Origin of the sequence: Bacteroides sp. AM54-2NS (assembly GCF_003602935.1) — a bacterium.
GTDB lineage: Bacteria > Bacteroidota > Bacteroidia > Bacteroidales > Bacteroidaceae > Bacteroides > Bacteroides xylanisolvens.
On sequence record NZ_QTMZ01000007.1, the window covers coordinates 185,251 to 204,196 of the forward strand.

Annotated in this window: 10 protein-coding genes and 1 pseudogene; 2 read left to right on the forward strand and 9 right to left on the reverse strand. The window is 38.0% G+C overall.

Annotation, left to right across the window (positions count from 1 at the left end):
* Positions 1-147: 147 nt before the first annotated feature.
* From DXA05_RS07065 to DXA05_RS07105, 9 genes and pseudogenes are all read right to left on the reverse strand, one after another.
* Complete coding sequence (locus DXA05_RS07065) at positions 148-1,326, reverse strand: heparin lyase I family protein (RefSeq protein WP_128858967.1); 1,179 nt, start codon at positions 1,324-1,326, stop codon at positions 148-150.
* A 113-nt stretch (positions 1,327-1,439) separates the two neighbouring features.
* The gene (locus DXA05_RS07070; protein WP_165861479.1) at positions 1,440-1,973 is read right to left on the reverse strand and encodes an IPT/TIG domain-containing protein; all 534 of its coding nucleotides are present in this window, start codon (positions 1,971-1,973) and stop codon (positions 1,440-1,442) included.
* Between the two features lie 25 nt (positions 1,974-1,998).
* Positions 1,999-2,232, reverse strand: coding sequence for a RagB/SusD family nutrient uptake outer membrane protein (locus DXA05_RS07075; protein WP_165861480.1), 234 nt, complete (start codon positions 2,230-2,232; stop codon positions 1,999-2,001).
* Positions 2,233-2,264: 32 nt separating this feature from the next.
* Positions 2,265-3,953, reverse strand: coding sequence for a RagB/SusD family nutrient uptake outer membrane protein (locus DXA05_RS07080; protein ID WP_128858970.1), 1,689 nt, complete (start codon positions 3,951-3,953; stop codon positions 2,265-2,267).
* A 14-nt stretch (positions 3,954-3,967) separates the two neighbouring features.
* Positions 3,968-7,204 (reverse strand): TonB-dependent receptor, encoded by a 3,237-nt coding sequence (locus tag DXA05_RS07085; RefSeq protein WP_128858971.1) that lies wholly within the window; start codon positions 7,202-7,204, stop codon positions 3,968-3,970.
* Positions 7,205-7,249: 45 nt separating this feature from the next.
* A complete protein-coding gene (locus tag DXA05_RS07090) occupies positions 7,250-7,768 on the reverse strand; it encodes a sigma-70 family RNA polymerase sigma factor (RefSeq protein WP_128858972.1) in 519 nt (172 codons plus the stop codon).
* Positions 7,769-7,930: 162 nt separating this feature from the next.
* Positions 7,931-10,705 (reverse strand): two-component regulator propeller domain-containing protein, encoded by a 2,775-nt coding sequence (locus DXA05_RS07095; RefSeq protein ID WP_165861481.1) that lies wholly within the window; start codon positions 10,703-10,705, stop codon positions 7,931-7,933.
* A 709-nt stretch (positions 10,706-11,414) separates the two neighbouring features.
* On the reverse strand, positions 11,415-13,058 hold the full coding sequence (locus tag DXA05_RS07100; protein ID WP_118408037.1) for a glycoside hydrolase: 1,644 nt from the start codon (positions 13,056-13,058) through the stop codon (positions 11,415-11,417).
* 17 nt (positions 13,059-13,075) lie between these two features.
* A pseudogene (locus DXA05_RS07105) lies at positions 13,076-15,720 on the reverse strand (hypothetical protein).
* A 198-nt stretch (positions 15,721-15,918) separates the two neighbouring features.
* Here DXA05_RS07105 and DXA05_RS07110 point away from each other — a divergent pair.
* The gene (locus tag DXA05_RS07110; RefSeq protein WP_128858974.1) at positions 15,919-17,346 is read left to right on the forward strand and encodes a DUF4419 domain-containing protein; all 1,428 of its coding nucleotides are present in this window, start codon (positions 15,919-15,921) and stop codon (positions 17,344-17,346) included.
* 147 nt (positions 17,347-17,493) lie between these two features.
* The gene (locus DXA05_RS07115; protein ID WP_015532501.1) at positions 17,494-18,786 is read left to right on the forward strand and encodes a PDDEXK nuclease domain-containing protein; all 1,293 of its coding nucleotides are present in this window, start codon (positions 17,494-17,496) and stop codon (positions 18,784-18,786) included.
* The last annotated feature ends 160 nt before the right edge of the window (positions 18,787-18,946 follow it).

The following is an 18,946-nucleotide window of genomic DNA, read 5'->3' on the forward strand; positions in this document are numbered from 1 at the left end:
ATTAAAATCACACTTTACCATTATTATATATTATTGTTGATAACGTAAAAAACAAAGAGCGCATCATTTCGTCTGTGACTCCGGATGCGCTCTCCCATCTTTAAAATATATGAGATCTAATACTTAAACAGTTATCCTTCATGCTTATCACTTACCCGGCTTCACAATATCAAATGCTCCGGCAGGATTACCCTCAAGGGCTTTGAGGTCATCAAAACGGATAGTCATATCTACCTTATTAGTCACATACAATCCGAATTTGCAACCCAAAGCATCATAAGTTCCGTTATAACCAACACACTCAGAATTATTTCCAGTATCGTCCAAAGTATCATCATCAATCCAATGCGCAAAACCAAAATTGCAATTACCGGAATCGTATGCAGGTGAACCCTCGACCATATCATCGCCTATCCATGCTTTCAGATGGCCTTTGTTGTTCCGACCGGCCTTGAAATAAACCACCACCGAGTACCATTTATTAGTTTCGAGTTTGCCAACGATTCCTACTACCGGATCAATCAGAGCATGACGATGCGAAAGTTTCAAAATTCCCTGATCAATGGAAAGATGCCCCGCCCAACTGTTTTTACACCCTTGACCGAAAATTTGCGCAATGATGATGCCACTCTCGTTCATAGGGAACTTGCCTTCGGGCAAATAAACCTTAAAACCATACCATCCTTCGGTTGTCGTTTTGAAATTACAAGTCACTTCGGCCCCTCGACGCATACGACGGTCATCCTCCAAAAGAGCTTTATAGTTGTAATAAAATTCCAAATATTTATCTACAATCTTAATATAATTGGGTTCCCAAGCCCATGCGTCTGTAAAAGGAAGATAGGATGTACCCGAATTGAAATCATGTTTATAAATTACATAATCCGCACCTGGTTTAACCCCATTTACTGGTGTTTGATTTTGATCAGTAGATAAAGTCAATCCAATTTCACCGACGTTTCCAACCCAAGTTGTTCCCACTTGCAGGAATGTGATTTTCAGATAATAGGTTTTGCCTTCTTCAAGATAGAATGCTCCCCATTGGTCTTTCCAATTGGTTGCCCATGAGCCGGTATTCTTCATTGCATGGGTCAAAGTCTCGTTCAATGCAGCTGTTTTCAAAGTATTCAGGTTATCACCGATATTAACGTTCAGCGAACTTCCATCTTTCGTCGTTCCTGTCATCAGATATACGTCGAACAATCCGGTTGCAGGTGCATCAAACTGATATATGACATAAGCACCATCCTTAGTACTTCCAATTCCACCTTCTTCAATAGTTATTGTCCCGCTTGTTTCTAAATAGTTGATGAGCGGTAAATTCAAATCTCCAACTAATGGCAATTCGGGACCACTAACCTTTTGATAACCATCAAAATCAATAGTAATAACACCACCTTTTGCATCCGTAGGTACTGTTACGGTAACTGAAGTCGCTGTTAAAGCATCAGCAGTGGCTTGGTAATTCCCTCTTCGGCGCAGAATTCAACAATAACATCCTGAGCAGTAACTCCTTTATCAATGAAATATTGGAAATTCTTTCCATTTATTGTAATCTGCGAACCAGGAAAAGTGGGACTCGGATTGATCGAAGTAATCTCGGCACCAGGAACACAAATAAATTCATCGGTTGTTTCTGTATGATTCTTCCATACCCACAGAGTAATGTTACCGGTAATTCCCTTCTGCGGTACTCGTACTTTAATCTCATTATCCGACCAGCTTTCATAGTCAGTAGCCTCGACACCTCCGAAATACACACGTCCCACACGCTCTGTACGTTCTGTTCCAAAATTAGCTCCCTTTATCGTCACCACACTAGTTGGAAGACCTTCGCTTGGAGAAAACTCGGAGATTACAGGAACTGGATATTTATTCGTTCCATTTTTATCATCGTCTGAACATGCAGTCCCTATGAAAGTGCTCGAAAATAACAGAACACAAATCATTATAGAATTAAATAGCTTTTTCATATTCATCTTTTATTAATTACATTCATTACCACTGCGGATTCTGCAATAACTGCGGATTCAACTTTATCTCATCTGTAGGAATAGGTTGCAAATAGTTCTTCTTTGAAAATTTTCTATTGACCTTCTTTTCTACAATCACACACCCTGGCTTGGTTGGAGTATATGCAGGATCTTCATAAGTAATAGTTTCTTGTTCTATATTATCAGCAGTCCAAACACTTGATTTAAAAACATCTTCATTTGTTACAGGATTTTTCATTGTAACCAAATACGTATTAGTAGCTTCATAGCTTATATAGACCCACATTTTTCTGTCCCAAAGACTTGTTCCGCAATTCCCCAACGACATACATCCGCAATACGTAAGCCTTCAGCATACAACTCCAAAGCACGTTCACGACGGATCTCTCCTAAATAAGACATATCACATCCCAATGTTCTTGCTTTAGCTATCAAAGCAGCATTCAAAGGAGCCACTCCACCACGGGCACGAACTAAATTTAAAGACTTGTCCAAATCCTCATCAGAAATAGTACCATTCCCCAACTCGCAAGTAGCTTCAGCATAAATTAAATATATTTCAGCCAGACGTATTAACATACAATCCATTGCTTCCTGACCAGCATCGGTTATGGTAGACAATTCCGAGCAGAATTTCCGTCCACGAGTTCCTGAAGCTGTATTAGTCGTCAAATTAGGACAATATTGATACTGATTGGCAGACAAAGAAGTTATATCTGTCATATAATCTGCACCAGTACCATATTTCCCCCACCCCCAAACATAATCCAATGTCTTAGGATGACAAGCTGTCAGCCGATAATCACGGTTTTCAAATTCCGTATTCATATCAATATATCCTTTAAACAAAGGAGACACATGAACAGGCAAACCATCAGCACACAAATACATATCAATTAATTTCCGTGTCATCTTAGCTGGTTCTGAATGCGTCAGATTCATATTACTCTTCCTATTCGTATGATCATAGACAGCACGAAAAATAGCTTCTTTATTACTAGCTTTACTCAGTCCGGAAGGATTAGAATCACTACCTTCCAAGTTAAATAGATAAAAATAACTCTTATGTGCATACAAATCCGGATTAGCCGAATTGGGAACATTCTCTACCCCTAAAAACAATTCAAATGTCCCACTACTGATAATCTCATCGGAAAGTGTTTTGGCCATGGTTAAAAAATCAGTCACAGAAGGGTATCCGTCGGGAATTACCGTTCCAGCACCATTCTTCACACCGTCCCCATTAGTAGGATCAGCCGTACCTATACCATTATATTTCTCCCAAGTACCTTCATATAAACAAACACGTGCCTTAAAAGCTTTTGCAGCTTCAATTGTAACATGACCATCGTTTGAAGTCGAAGACACTGTCGTGTTTTTCAAGTTAAAAATGGCTGTGTCCAAATCATCCAAAATAGCTTTTACAACTTCGTATCGAGATGCCCTCTTACCCCATACCACATCTGAAGAGACATCGGGAGTACTCATCATCAATGGTATTCCACCAAAACGTTGTAACAAAAAGAAATGATGCCATGCACGAAAGAAATGAGCTTGACCAACCGGACCTGCTATTTCGTTAGGGTTAGAATAAGAGGCAGCCTTCTCTATTAATTGGTTACAGCCACGTAGCCATTCATACGATTGAGAATAATAATCATCAGAAGTGCCGGCCGCATTTGTCCCATTCACTGCATCGTGAGAAACTGTAATCAAATCTGTCCCATAATCAAAACGAATGGCATAAGTGTTATTTGCACTACCTTTCTTTCCATTGGACTGCCATGCGTAAATATTAGTATGAAGATTATCAGCAGCAGCCTGAAATTGTTCCAAATTTTGAAAAAATATAGCTTCTGTTTCAGAATCCAGAGGCTTAAGATTCAAAAAGTCATCTATACAACTTGTAACAACCAATGAACCTAATAATAGGATGTATATAACTTTACCTGTTTTCATAATTTACATGCTTTTTAAAATGTGAGATCAATACCAAAAGAAATCGTACGTGCATAACAATCAATCTTGCCCTGTCCCGTTGAAGCCTGTGCTTCAGGGTCAAATTTATCATCTACATGTGTCAATTCAAACAGATTATCTGCCGATATATACAAGCGTAGATTTTCCACCCCTATTTTTTTCATCCATGTCTTAGGCAGCGTATACCCCAATGCCACATTCTTTAAACGAGCATACCAAACATTCATCACATTGATATCGTTATATTGACTATAATTCCAATCATTTACAGAACCATTAAATGACAGCAAAGGAAAACGGGCATCAGTATTTCCTTCTGTCCATGTATTATCAAGATAGGTTTTATTTTGATTCATCCACCAACTAACGAAAGGACCACGCATATTACCTTCGCGAATAAGATTCTGTTTACCAACTCCCTGAATGAATGCCGAAAAATCAAACCCTTTATATTTTGCTCCCAAACTAATTCCAAACTGATAGTGTGGATTAGAGTCACCATAATAATAGAGGTCATCCGTAGTAATCGCTCCATTTTCATCCAAGTCAACTTTTCTCACGCATCCGGGACGTAACTGATTATTACTATTTTGAGTAGGAGCCAATGTACCTGTTCCATTAATCGTTCCATAATAAGCAGTGACTTCTTCTTCATTCTGCAAATACCCATTAGTCTTGAATACATAAATTGAATTAATTGGTTTTCCTTCTACTATTTTATTTTTACCATAAGTGATAGCAGCGGCGCCTTCATAACTAGTTACTTTAGTACGCGCATCGGACAAACTTAATCCGACACTATAACTGAAATCTCTTCCTATCCGATCATTCCAATTCAACTGTAGCTCCCAACCATTAGCACGATAACCTCCGGAATTTGTTTTTGGAGCCGTTGCCCCCAATGTCTTAGGATAAGTGATATCAATCAACATATCATTATTCTTACGGATATAATATTCAAATGTACCGCTAAGACGATTATTAAGTACGGCAAAATCAACCGCAACATTAGTAGTAGAGACACGTTCCCAGGTTCTATCTTCTGAAGTCATAGAAGAAATCCATGCCGTGTTCACTTTTGTACCGTCAAATCCGAATACTGTATTCCCTTTACTAATTGTTGAATAATAATCATATTGGCCAATACCTCCTTGTGAACCGGTTTCACCGTAAGAGCCACGCAACTTTAAATTATCAAATACATTCCAATTCTTTACAAACTCAAATTCAGAGAAACGTATGCCAGCTGAAAGACCATAAAAATTAGCCCAACGATTATTCTTTGAAAATCTGGAAGATCCATCACGACGGAACAAACCTTCTAACAGATAAATTCCCTTATAATCATAGTTCAATCGGCCAATCCAAGAAATCATTCCTACCTCATTTCTGCCTCCAGTAGCTTCAGCAGTAGTAACATCTCCCAAATTAATATCATCCAGTTCGTCATTGGCAATACCTTTACGATATTGGTAGTATTTCTCATATCCTGTTTTTTCACCGGTCAAACCCGCCATTAGTGATACGTTATGACTACCAAATGAACGATTATAATTCAACAAAGCATTGTAAGTTTGGTAAAAGGTTTCTTCTAAAGTGTTTTTTACCCAGCAATCATCATCTGACGATTGATAATGAATAGAACCTGATCCTTGGGAATAATCAGGATAACCGTCAATAGAGGTCGTTTCACCCGCCCAGTCATAAAGAGTAACATGAGTCTGACGCTCTATTTTTTTATGATGTCGGATACGAAAGTTGGCAGAAGTTTGTAAAGACAGTCCCTTAACATATTTATTGAGGTCTAAAGTCAGTTTACCTCCTAAACGCATGATTTCTTCCGTATTGTTATTACGCCCTCCTTCAACCATTTTAGCCACAAGATTATTATTCCCAAAAGTATCATAAAATTGACCATATTCATTATATATCGGGAATAAATACATATCTTGCAAACCATGTCCCACACCTTGTTGCGGGCTACTGGTATTCCGTTTATCATAAGAGACATTGAACTCCGTCTTCACAATATCATTAATTTTATAATCAAGATTCGTACGAAAATTATATTTTTTCTGTCCATCATACGCCACGTCTATTAAAGATCGGTCATTAGCATATCCTAATGAAGTCATAACCTTCACTCTATCATTACCTCCCCTGACCATCACGTTATGTGATTGCCCCCATGTTGTTCCATAAACAGCATCAAACTGGTCAGCATAAGGGTCCAATACCTTATAGGCACCATTTACCATACCTTCAATATATTCACCATTTGCAAGAGAACGCCACGCTTCTTCCGACCAACCTAACTTCCAACCGTACGTATGATCTGCACCATATTTATAGTCATTCTCCACAGCCATATTATGCATTTGTGCCCATTCTTGCCCATTAGCGACCGGATAACGTTTTCCTACAATATTAGCATGTACACTTCCCGAATAAGTGACTTTGATTTTTCCTTCTTGTCCACGCTTAGTTGTCACCAGCATAACACCACCGGCAGCTTTAGTACCATAAATTGCAGCGGCTGCATCTTTCAATACAGATATGCTTTCAACATCATTGGGATTAATTTGCGAAAGTTCCCATTCGTAAGCTTCTACCCCATCAATAATGATCATTGGTTTATTGGCATCATCATTCACAGAGATACCCCCACGTAATGTTATCGAAGTACCTTCATTTCCCGGACGAGAAGAAGTACGCGTTATTGTCAGCCCGGGAATGGTCCCCTGCAGTGCAGAAGCCACACTCTGCGTAGATTTTCCGGCAAGTACTTCATCTCCTTTTACTTGGGTTACAGACCCGGAAAGAGTCGCTTTCTTTTGAACTCCATACCCAACAACTACAATCTCATCCAGCATCTCGGAGTCTTCTCTCAAAACAATTTTCAGTGGCTTTCCTGTTATATTCACTTCTTGTGTTTGAAAACCCACATACGAAATGATCAACACCCCTCCAGAAATATTATTCAATGTAAAATTACCATCCATATCAGTAATTACTCCATTGGTCGTTCCCTTCACTGAAATACTAGCCCCAATAATAGGTTCACCCTTCTCATCTACTACTTGCCCCTTTACGAAACCAGATTGTAGAATAGCCTGAACATCTCTCACCTCCGAAAATACCAATTGAGGACTTCCGACCCATAACGTGGATGCCATCACCACAGAATATAAAACTCTTTTCGGTGAGAATCTAAGAAAATCATTTTCCATAAATTCCAATTTAAAATTAACACTATATCGTTTATTATCTCTTTTTTATATACACTGTTGCAAATATGTACGCATCTCTTTCCTTGCCATAAATAAATGACATTCTACCGTTCGCTTCCCGACATTCAGACGAGTAGCAATTTCTACTGACGAAAGCCCTTTAAAGCGCGTCAAATAATAAATTTGTTTTCGTTGCCTCGGAAAGGTTGCCATTTTTTTCTTCTCCAATGAAGAAATGTCATTGGCCAAGACAGTTTCTTCCGTTTCATTCGTACAAGCAGAAGAAGTCTCATCATAGAGATAGCTACTGATCTCTCTTGCTTTATAATAACGGCGAAGATAGTCAGTTACAATATTACGGGAAATGGTATAAATGAAATGTTTTACAGTATCCTCACAAAGTATTTGTTTATATTCCATCAGACGTATAAATACATCTTGTGCCAAATCCTCCGCATCACAACGATTGTTAATTCGATACGTTATAAAATCCACCACACGAGAATAATATTCAATGTATGAATCTATAATAATACTCTGGGATCTATCAGTTACATTCTCCATAATATAAACTTTTGGTTATGATTACGAATGCAAATATAAACTGTTGAACCCACTTAAAAGCATAAATTTGGGAGCGTTAGGTATCAAAGCAAGGAAGAAAGACAACAAACAGATAAAGATCTATATATCAACAGTATAAATAGTTAAAAGCAAAGTCCCAAATCATTGTTTTGATACTCTGTCATGATCTTGCTTCTGAATATACTCTAATGGAGTACATCCCATTTGCTTTTTAAACAACCGGAAGAAAGAAGACTTTGAATTGAACCCACAAGATTCTGCAATAGACATTAATGTATATAAAGAAATATCCTCCTGTTTTTGCTTTTGAACAAAAGCTTCCACTCGATAATGGGCAACAAAATCGGAAAAGTTAGTATTCAATTTAAAAGAAAGACATTCTGATAAAGAAGAAATAGAACAGGATAACGCCGCGGCAATATCCGCACTTTTCAATTGTTTATTCAAATATGGTTTTTCTGTTTCAAAATAATGAATAAGTTGTTCATACAGGCGATCCAACTTTTCCTGACTGGATCTTGGAGTTTTAGGTCTATACGCCGCCGTATTTAACAATTCATCGTCAGTATCCTGTTTCATTTCTACTATCGCCACTTTTCTCCGCCAATATTTCCACCCGATACCCAATAACACAATTATGACAACTATAGCAACGATACCATACGTAACATACCATGGATATTCTACAATAATTTCCAATTGAGTTTCATAATCAGAATTTCCTTGTCCACGAACTCTCAATAGATATTTCCCTGCCGGCAAATCAGTATAGGACAAACAGTTATTCTCTATATTATATTTCCATTTTTCATCAAATCCCTCCAGTATGTATTGATAAGAATCCAATGCCCCTAGATAGGTATGCATGGAGAAACATAATTCCAGATTGTTCTGAAACGCAGGTAATACCATTGATTTTGCATAAGCCGGAGTTACAAGACCTTGTTCCTGATCTTCCAACAATTGTTGCCGCTTCCCTGCAACCTTAACAGAACTAATACGTGGCAAATCACACAATACAGCTTGTGACAACTGATAAGGATCACAAACAACCAATCCCATTTCATTAGCCCACCAATATCTGTTTTGACTATCTTTACAAAATGAGCGACATACCCCACCAGGTATCCCGGCTGATAAATCATACAACTGTTTTTTATTAGTCACCCGATTATAACGCAGAATCCCTTTCATTGTGGCAATCCACCACACATTCTGCTCATCTTCATAAACGCTATAAACTGTATTATGTGGCAAAATATTATCTTCTGAATAAATATCAATCTCCGATCCCCGCTCATTCAAAACAATCAGCCCCATCCGATCGGTACAAATGAACATCTTTCCATTCTTACTTCTGGATATATTATTAATCTGTGCTTTAGATATATTCTTCAATTTATCCTTTCCCTCAAAGGTATCCGTTATTTTATGAGTAACCTTATCCAATAAAAAAACACCTTCAGAGGTTCCTATCCATAAACGATTACGGGAGTCGAAACACAAAGACAAAGCAGAACATCCCGGATATTTATTAGTATCCAGCGGGTATATATCCGTCTGATTCGTATGCATATTATAATAAAGCACCTTTTCAGATGTAGCTAACCATATCCCCTCTTCATCTGATAAACAAGAATAAAACTGTGTTCCTTTATATACATTTTCTTCAGAGAAAATCCTGAAAGAATTCTTTTTCAAAGAATAAAGGACAAGCCCTTTTGTTGTACCAATCAAATAATCGTCCCCACCGAATGGTTGAATAAATAAAATAGAATTAGAGAGTAATGCCGGATAATCTTGAGTGGTGAAAGTCTGAACACGTTTTTCCTTTTCAGAAACCAACAATAATCCATTTCTTGTTCCTATTAATTTTATATCATCCGAGACAATGCAAAAAGAACGCACCTGACGATTGAAAGTAGTAAAATCCGTGCCAGGAAGCCGATAAACATTAAAGGCATCATTTTCAATCTGTGAATAAGCGATTCCCCCGGAAAAAATACCCAGCCACAAAGTAGTTCCTTTCTTATACATAGAATAGAACTGGTTAGACCGGAGCCCGTTTTTCATATCATCATCAGCTACAATCGTATATTGCAACCGGTTCGTAGTACATGAGAGCACCTCTATCCCCCACGTTGTATTTACAAATAGTTGTCCACCATCAATAATCAACGGATAGGTTCTTTTCTTATCCTCTATTGCAAACTCATTCATAAATCGGCGATTCTTCATATCAAATCGTAACATTGAATTGTATTCGGCAGAAATATAAAGAACGTTTTTATGCGAATTTAGAGAAGCCAGAAAAAATGGGTTGAATTTCAACGGCCAGGCATACCTCGTAACTTTCCCGGTCTTGGTATCTAGGTTTAGCAATGCTTTTTCAGTAAGCAACCAATAGTCAGTAAGAGTATTCTCCAATATAGAGAACACTTGTCCTTCATCAGCAATCACATGTGTCAATATACCTTTGTCATAGACAAAAAGCCCATCAATAGCAGCTACATACACCTTTTCGTCTTTTCCCCAATGGATAGTACTAACCCTTTGAAGTTCCTTTTTCCCCTCACAAAGAATAGATTCCATCTTACGTGTTTTCAGGTTAATACGGGCAAGCCCATTCTCCATACCAACCCATAACCAATTTCCTTCCGTTTCTTCCAAAGATCGAACCTGCCTGTTTTCAAACTCTGAATAGATCTCCGTATTAATCCCGTCGTAACGGCACAAGCCTGTATGAGTACCAATCCATAGAAATCCATTATCATCTTGAAGCATCACATTAGCCGTGCTGTAAGGTAAACCATTCTCGGCTGTCAAACGGTTAAACTTCAAGTCTATCGCCAACAGATATTGTGGATTAAGTATATTTAGCAATATAATAAATAATACAATGAGTATGTTTTTCATCCTTTTCACATTCTGTTCCCTGCAAATATACATTATTATTTCGTTCAATAAGTATATAACATTGAAAAAATAAAGCCGGTTGTCAACAAGGGATGCTTCCTATCACCCCTTATTGTCAACAAGAATCTATACAATGCAGGAAACATCGGTCAAGCTTCTTTCCTGATGTTCGTTTTTTAAGATTTTGTAGAAAACTGATTGTTCTAGAAATAATAAATCAAAGAATAAACTGTATAAATCATCGCATTAATATACATAAATAAAAAATTTTATTGCATAAGGTCAGAACAAATATGCACTTTTTGCACTCATAAAGCATCCGTTGGTTTAAAACAATCGATGTGTTCCTCGGTGCCGGTCGACTTGACCGACACCGAGGAACACATCGATTGCCACCGGGGAACATAAAAAAGAGGCATTGAGAGCTTGTTTTCTCTCTAGCTATAGTATTAACACCAACATAATAAAAGTATCATAATGATTGTTCATTCAATACTTAGCCATACTTTCAACTTATTAAAAAGCAAAAGACATTTCAATTTAACCAATAAATACGCAAAATAATAAAAAACGAGAATATCCTGTTCAAGATTAGCAGAGTTTTTCCGCTCCGCTTAATAGGGAGTGGTAATCATGCCCTCTCTTGATTGTTTTAATATTCTATTTTTAAGGATAATCGTTTTTTCATATTCGGGCATTCTTTTCATTTTTATAGTTCACGAATTAACACGCAACTCCACGGAGCCAATTCAGACTTCCAAACAAAAGTGCCTTCTGAATTCACCTTAATAATCTGTTTATCTGTATTCCAAGCAGCCTGCCTCAAATAATCGATTTCTTTGTAACCGGGCGAATGTGGAGCACCAATTTTCAAGTAATCATCATACACATTACCATGATCCTTATCCAATATTTCAATTTCAAAAGCAGTGCCCGGTTTTAATCCTTTCAATGCTATATCCACTTTTTTAGATGATGCTTGCATGTAATTGTTAAAATTCGCAGCCGAAGGCACGGCTTCTTCGTATTCTGACGGATAATTAAAGGCTACAGCCGATATTTTGCCTGTTCGGGAAGAACGGCTCACAAACAACGGATCTTTATAATACAGTTTCTCATCGCCTAATTGGTGCAACATACGATAAGCATGAAAAGAAGGTTTCACCAACCCTTGGAAATTAATCATTCCAAAACCGCCATGAAAAATTTCCTCACCACCGCCTTTTTCTTCAAATACATCTGTGAATGTCCAGTACATCAACGAATTGGCCATCCCCAAACAATCCAAGTTGGTTTTCAAGATATAAGCTGCCGGCGGCAGAACATCATGCATACGGTCACGACTATTAGGACTTGTACTCCACTCGGTCAGGTGAACTTCCGCATCAGGATATTTACTGCTCGCAATCTGCTGACGCAGCCATGTTATATCATCATGCAGAGAATGTACATAGCGAATAGCATCCTTACTACGTCCCGTATCCGGATCTAAAGCATAATCTGTGGGATACGGATGAGTTGAAATAAAATCAACCGGCAGATTTTCCTTTTCACAAAAACGAAGAAAATCTTCAATCCATACACCTTTCCATTGTTTGGTATTTATTATATCCTGTGAATAGAAAACAGACTTTTTATGATCCATTATTTCACCATCATGACGATTATCTGCTATAAAATTACTGGTTGCAGGCCCCCCTACTTTCAGTCTTTTATCTATAGATTTTATAGCCTTAACAGACTCTTTGTACATACGAAAGTAATCACTTTTTGTCCCGTCAAAAAAACCGGCTTTCGGGTTCAGATTCAGATTCGGCTCGTTCCATACTTCAAAATACCAGGTTAAAACTTCATCGATGCCATATCTGTCAACAACATGTTGTGTAAACTCCTTTACCAAATTATGCCATTTATCAAAGTTATTGCGGTCCACAGATACATTATTCTGATACCACATTTGTTGCTTGCTATCTTTTGCTGCAATGTCTTTCGGGAAAAATGATAATTCTACAAAAGGTTTTACCCCCAAAGCCAACATACGATCGTAAACTTCATCTATATATTGCCAGTTATAGACCACTCGCCCATCCGGTTTCTTGAAATAGACAAACATGTCATCACCAAACAAACCGTGCATACGTACATATTGAAATCCACAATAGTCTTTCACTAATTTCAAATGCTCCAACCATCCGGCACGCAAACCTTCATTTGCACGACCTGCTCCAACTCCGACACTCCAATAATGAGTGAATGGTTCAGCATCTCCTTTTACGTCAATTGTTTGTGAAAAAACAGGAACTGCAAATAGAGCCGCTGCCGCTAGTGTCACAAAAAAGTTCTTCTTATCCATTACAATCTTATAAATTATTATTTAATATTTAGTAGTTTATTATATCCTTCGTCCAAGATTCTCTCCATCTTTCCAATTTTTACCTTCACTGGCCCTGTAGCAGAATAAAACCAATTTCCGTCTACCTGATAAATTGTTGCATAAACATTCTGTTCCGCTTCTAATGAGTAATTTCCTTTTTGGAGAAGTCGTCCTTTTCCTAAATACATGGAGTATATTTTTCCACCCACCTCACTTATCAAGCCGAATGTCCCACTAAAAAATGTACGTGAAGCCAATGAATACACTTGTGAATCTGTTGCACTGAATACATAATCTTCTCTTTTATTTCCTGTCAGCACTTTTACTCCTGCACAGTTTTCCCCAACTGACATAGCCGTAACTTGTTTAACGTGAGGAGTATCGCCTTTATAGGCTTCATAAACTGAAACAAACGGGTGAGCTTTTGCATTATTATCTTCCTGACGAACAATCAAGGTAGGTGTTACAGAAGGTGGCATAGACACATTCCCCGGAGTCAATCCTTTATTTAGGGTAGTAGCCGGAGCGTCTACCTTATAAATCTGACGCCCCTTTTCTCCTGTCATCCATAAACGGGCTGTTATATTTTCGGGCATCGTCCAACTCGCTATAAAATTCCGGGCATATTCAGTTTTTCGTATATTAGTAAACCATTTATAACCAGCATGATACGTTCTCTCAAATTTATCCTGTTGATTAAATGGAAGAATATTTCCGCGCACATCAACACTTCCAGATTTGTTCCAACATTATGGAACAGATAATCATTATCATTCAAATCCGAACGGAAAATATCAATGTAATAGCCGTCTGAATCAGACGTACGGACTAAGGCAACGGTTCTTCTTTTCTCTCCTGCCGATATATCTGCAAAATTCAAGAATGGGGTGAGTGCCTTCTCATTCACAAATTTCCCGGATTCTACCATCGGCTCCATCGCTTCAATAACAATTTTCCCTTCTGAATAGCCGGGAAGTATAGTATTAGCTCCTACAGGAGACTGATGATAGACATGATCCTTGCTCCAATAAGACTCATAAGCGGCAGCATCCGGTGCCAAAGCATATCCATAACCATATAATTGTAGGGCTAATCCATTTGCTGTCAAATGATATCCATCTGTTCCACCATAAAGCGCAGCCATCATTTTAAACGGGCCAGTCCAATTCTTCATTGTAATGAAACGGTGATGCGGAGAATAGGAAGTCCTTTCACTTGTCTCTGATTTTACTACCGGAATAGTAGGAGCATAAGTACAGATACCTGTCCAACCGGCATTTGAACGGTTGTATTTCCCCAATGAAAGTCCTTTATTTAAAGCGGCAGCAGTAGATTCAATGCCTTTTTTGTTAGCGGTTTGTGTATAATATGTCAACAAATTCTCAAACGTAAGAAAATTTGCACTGCCTCCACGTGAATCTCCAAATACAACCATATTGGCTGCATCATCCATCCAGGGAAAAACCGCCATTGCCGCTTTCTGCAAAATCGGATTATCAGCAATAACATCTATCCCCGAACGCTTCAACAATATAGCCCAATCCAATAACATTTGAATTGTTCCGAAAGAATATCCGGGCGATTCTGGCCATAAACCAGTCACCGGATCATACGTCTTAACCATATCCGGAATAGCATCATGATATATTGTCGACTCATTCGTCAAATAATGCAGATAATAATCTTTTCCTTTCCCATCCGGATATGCTTCATTCTCTTCCAGCACAAGAATTGGACGTAATATCATATTCCAACCATTCACATTCCAGTTACCTGATTTTCCACCGCGAATAAAACCAATATCAATAAAACGTTTAAAAACAACTCCTGCAACTTCTTTAGTTTCTTTTCCTATTTCTTTTAGATGAACATGAGGATTAGCGTTCAGATAATCGTAAAGAAAATCATATACAGTAGCGGCGTGTAAAGCAAGATCGTCATGTATCTGTTCATAATCATAATATCCGCAAATTCCTCCCGGTTCCCAACCTCCGGTACCTCCTGTCGATTTTTCAGGATCGAGAATGGGATTCATATAATAAGTCCCTATCAACCATGTATTAAAAATATCCGCCGCAAAGCGTGCAAATTTCTCTTCTCCTGTCACCCAGTAAACAAATGCCGCATTCTCGGCAAGAGTCAGTATTTCTACATTGTTGCCACGCACCATATGGCCACTCTCTTTATATGACACTAGTACAGGGGGAGCTGAAGGATTTTGTCTATTAAGTCCAAGCATATCTCCCGTTTCATTATATGGTTGCCTGTCTTCTAAAGGAACATTATAATATTTATTCCAAGTACGCATACCCGGCATACGAACTGTAGGAACAGGTGCATCTCCTTCCCCTCTATCCCAATTCTGATTTTTTAAATAGCATTGAGTATAGCGTTCACCCTCTTTCCAATACATAGCAAGACGTGAAATAATCCATTGAGGATCCGCAGTATGGCGATCTGCATATTTCTCAACGTTTCCGCGTATTTTAGTAAACGCTTCTTTCGCCCATTCTTCATCAGCTATTTTTTGCAGAATAGTCGCTTTATCTGATGCAGAAGCATAAATGACAGGATGTTCCTGTGCTTTCAATGTCCACATATTACCTAAGCAGACAAGGATAAGTAACAATATATTTTTCATTGAACAATTATTATTTCTTTATTTACTAAACCTATCTATTCAAACATACGAATAAATAAACGACAATACGTAATTATGATAATAAAAATATTCAAGACTTCATTAAGTCTATTTCTTATATTGTTATATTTGCATATCGTCTATTCAAAATATAGAGGTAGTTAATAAGTTTGTGCCACCATACAACTCTTTAAGATTATGAAAAACACATTATTTTGCTTATTCATATTTTGCAGTGTTTCCACATTCGCTCAAAATGGAATCACTTTTAAGGTCGAAAAGCTTTCAAAGCCTGAAGAATTACTTCATCTACACTCCCCGAATGAAATTTACGAAAGTCTTATATTATCAGATATGAACATAGAGCCTTATGAGATAAAAAAGAAGAATATCAAGGTTCCTTATCATATCATTGCAAAGAGCGAATCTCCCGACAGTCTCGTTTCTTTTGGTCCTAATTCTTTTTTCAACGGTATGTATCAGGCTTATGCGGATCACAGGCCATTTGTATTATCCCCGGATATGATTTGGCTATTAATCAGCCAGGGATTTGCACGCCATATCAATGGCAATCAGGAATCTATGAGAAATGAGCTTGTTGATTTCTCCGGCAAACTATCCTTAATTGTAAGAGAAGACAAAAAATTGGAGGACCCTACTCTTTCATGGGAGAAAATCTTTCCACAATTTACAGAACAAATATCCCAATACGCCGGTAATCATCTGACCGAACTGCTCACCTGCAATTTTTCAACGACTACCTCTTTAGAGAAAGTTGCTTCCGAAATAACAATCATGGAAGCTGTAAAACCTTACTTTGAGTTTATAATCATACGCATTGTCTGTGGAATACCTGAAATAACTCTCGAAGGAACACCGGAGGACTGGGAAAAACTACTGCACAAAGCCAGAGGCTTGAAAGAATACAAACTCGATTGGTGGATTTCAGAACTAGAACCTCTTTTAGAAGAATTTGTCAAAGCATCCAAAGGAGAAGTTAATAAGGACTTTTGGCGCAACATGTTTAAATATCATTCACAAAAACGATACGGAGCCCCAAACATTATCGATGGATGGATCGTGAAATTTTTCCCTTACGATAAGGAAGGGAAAAGAAATAATCTGAAACAGCTGGAAGGCAGGAATTGCCTCCCTGATGAGATAGTGAAGGTAGACGTAAAGTATCTGGAAGTATATGGCAATGCCGTCAAAGAAACTCCATTAGAATTTTGGGCAGGCTTCATTGGATTAGAGCAAAACAAAAAAACTTTTGCCCTGCGACCGCAAATTGGTTGGATGGTCAGGAAGAAAGACGTTAATAAGGAGGGATTAAAAAGTAAATTAAGTGCTGATGCTCAAAAGGATGGTTGGGGAAGTGGCATCAATATCAGAGTAAAAGAATTTCCGGCTGTACTGTTGGAGCTCAAAGAAATAAAAAGGTTGGATATTCAGTTTATCGATACAATTGATATACCGGACGAAATATCAAAAATAAAAATCGGATCGTTGAATTTATATGGAAAGATTACTAAAGAAGGGATAGAACGTATCAAAAGATTATTGCCTGACACGGATATAAAAATAAATGGTTCGCGAGGTGGGAGTGCTTCATTTATGACTCCATAATAAAAAGAGGCTATCCAAAAGCCATATACTAAAAAACTTACCCTTGCTACAGTTTTGTAACAGGGGTAAATTCTATTGCCATGAACAAATTCAATCAATTGTGATATTTTAATTACCTTTGCCTTATCATTCAATTAAATAAAAGAAATGGAAAGTTCAAACCATCCCATAGAAAGAAAAGACTTTGAAGCCCTCATTCATGCAATAGGCTTTGAGATAGAACATGCACAAGTGAAATTGATTGTTGCAGCCAATGCACAAATGCTGTTCCACTATTGGAAATTGGGGAACTTCATTCTATACCACCAAAAAAGATTAGGTTGGGGCGGAAAAGTCATAAGTCAGATTTCAAAGGCTATCAAGATGCACTATCCCGAAAAGAAAGGATATTCAGCGAGAAGCCTTACCTATATGTGTCAGTTTGCCCGAACATACCCACTAGAGATATTACAAAGAATGCTTTCTTGTGACAAGGTATTAGGAACGCCAACAATCCCCAATATGCTATCCTTGACTGATGAACTGAACTGTTTACCAATTACGCAAGAACCTCTTGCGCAATTTCAGACAAATATATTTCAATCAAAAGAATTTACGCAAGAGCCTCTTGCGCAAATTCAAAAGATAGACAAGACAATCTCCGCAATGCTGCAAACATCCATTGATGATATTGAAAAGGATTTTGTTTGTTCCCCCATTTCAAAAATAAACTGGACCAGTCATGTGATACTATTGGATAGCTCATTACCCTTAGGAAACAAATATTGGTACATGAAACAGTCCGTTGAAAACGGATGGAGCAGCAACGTATTAAAGATACAGATTGAGACTAATCTGTTCAAACGGCAGATAGAAACACAGAAAGTCAACAACTTTACAAAGACCTTGCCCGCTCCTCAAAGTGACTTAGCCAACTATTTGCTGAAAGACCCGTATATATTCGATGTAGCAGGTACAAAAGAACTGGCAGATGAAAGAGATATTGAAAAACAGCTTGTAGAACACGTCACAAGGTATCTATTGGAAATGGGGAACGGCTTCGCCTTTGTAGCCAAACAGAAACATTTCCAAGTCGGGGATAGCGATTTTTATGCAGACCTTATCCTATACTCCATAAAACTCCACGCCTATATAGTCGTAGAATTAAAGGCTACTCCATTCAAGCCAGAATATGCAGGGCAATTGAATTTCTACATTAACATCGTAGACGACCAGTTGAGAGGTGAAAACGACAACAAGACAATAGGATTGTTGCTCTGCAAAGGCAAGGATGAAGTAGTAGCACAATATGCCTTGACGGGCTATGCACAGCCCATAGGAGTAAGCGACTACCAGCTAAGCAAAGCCATTCCCGAAAATCTGAAATCCGCCTTGCCAAGTATCGAGGAAGTGGAGGAAGAATTATCACAGCTACTCGATAACAAGAAAGACGAAAAGTAATCCGATCAGTCCCGTTTGGACAGTCTTGACATTTAAGCCGTCTGCCACCTATACAACGACCGATTCGACCCGAGCATTGACGAACAGATAAATATCACAGAAAATAGGAATATTAAATAAAACAAAAACACCCCGCTTTACATTATTAGGATGTAAAGCG

Coding starts and splice junctions, on each gene's coding strand:
- DXA05_RS07070 (WP_165861479.1), bottom strand. CDS start 1,973: ATGAAAAAGCTATTTAATTCTATAATGATTTGTGTTCTGTTATTTTCG.
- DXA05_RS07075 (WP_165861480.1), bottom strand. CDS start 2,232: ATGAAAAATCCTGTAACAAATGAAGATGTTTTTAAATCAAGTGTTTGG.
- DXA05_RS07080 (WP_128858970.1), bottom strand. CDS start 3,953: ATGAAAACAGGTAAAGTTATATACATCCTATTATTAGGTTCATTGGTT.
- DXA05_RS07085 (WP_128858971.1), bottom strand. CDS start 7,204: ATGGAAAATGATTTTCTTAGATTCTCACCGAAAAGAGTTTTATATTCT.
- DXA05_RS07090 (WP_128858972.1), bottom strand. CDS start 7,768: ATGGAGAATGTAACTGATAGATCCCAGAGTATTATTATAGATTCATAC.
- DXA05_RS07095 (WP_165861481.1), bottom strand. CDS start 10,705: ATGAAAAACATACTCATTGTATTATTTATTATATTGCTAAATATACTT.
- DXA05_RS07100 (WP_118408037.1), bottom strand. CDS start 13,058: ATGGATAAGAAGAACTTTTTTGTGACACTAGCGGCAGCGGCTCTATTT.
- DXA05_RS07110 (WP_128858974.1), top strand. CDS start 15,919: ATGAAAAACACATTATTTTGCTTATTCATATTTTGCAGTGTTTCCACA.
- DXA05_RS07115 (WP_015532501.1), top strand. CDS start 17,494: ATGGAAAGTTCAAACCATCCCATAGAAAGAAAAGACTTTGAAGCCCTC.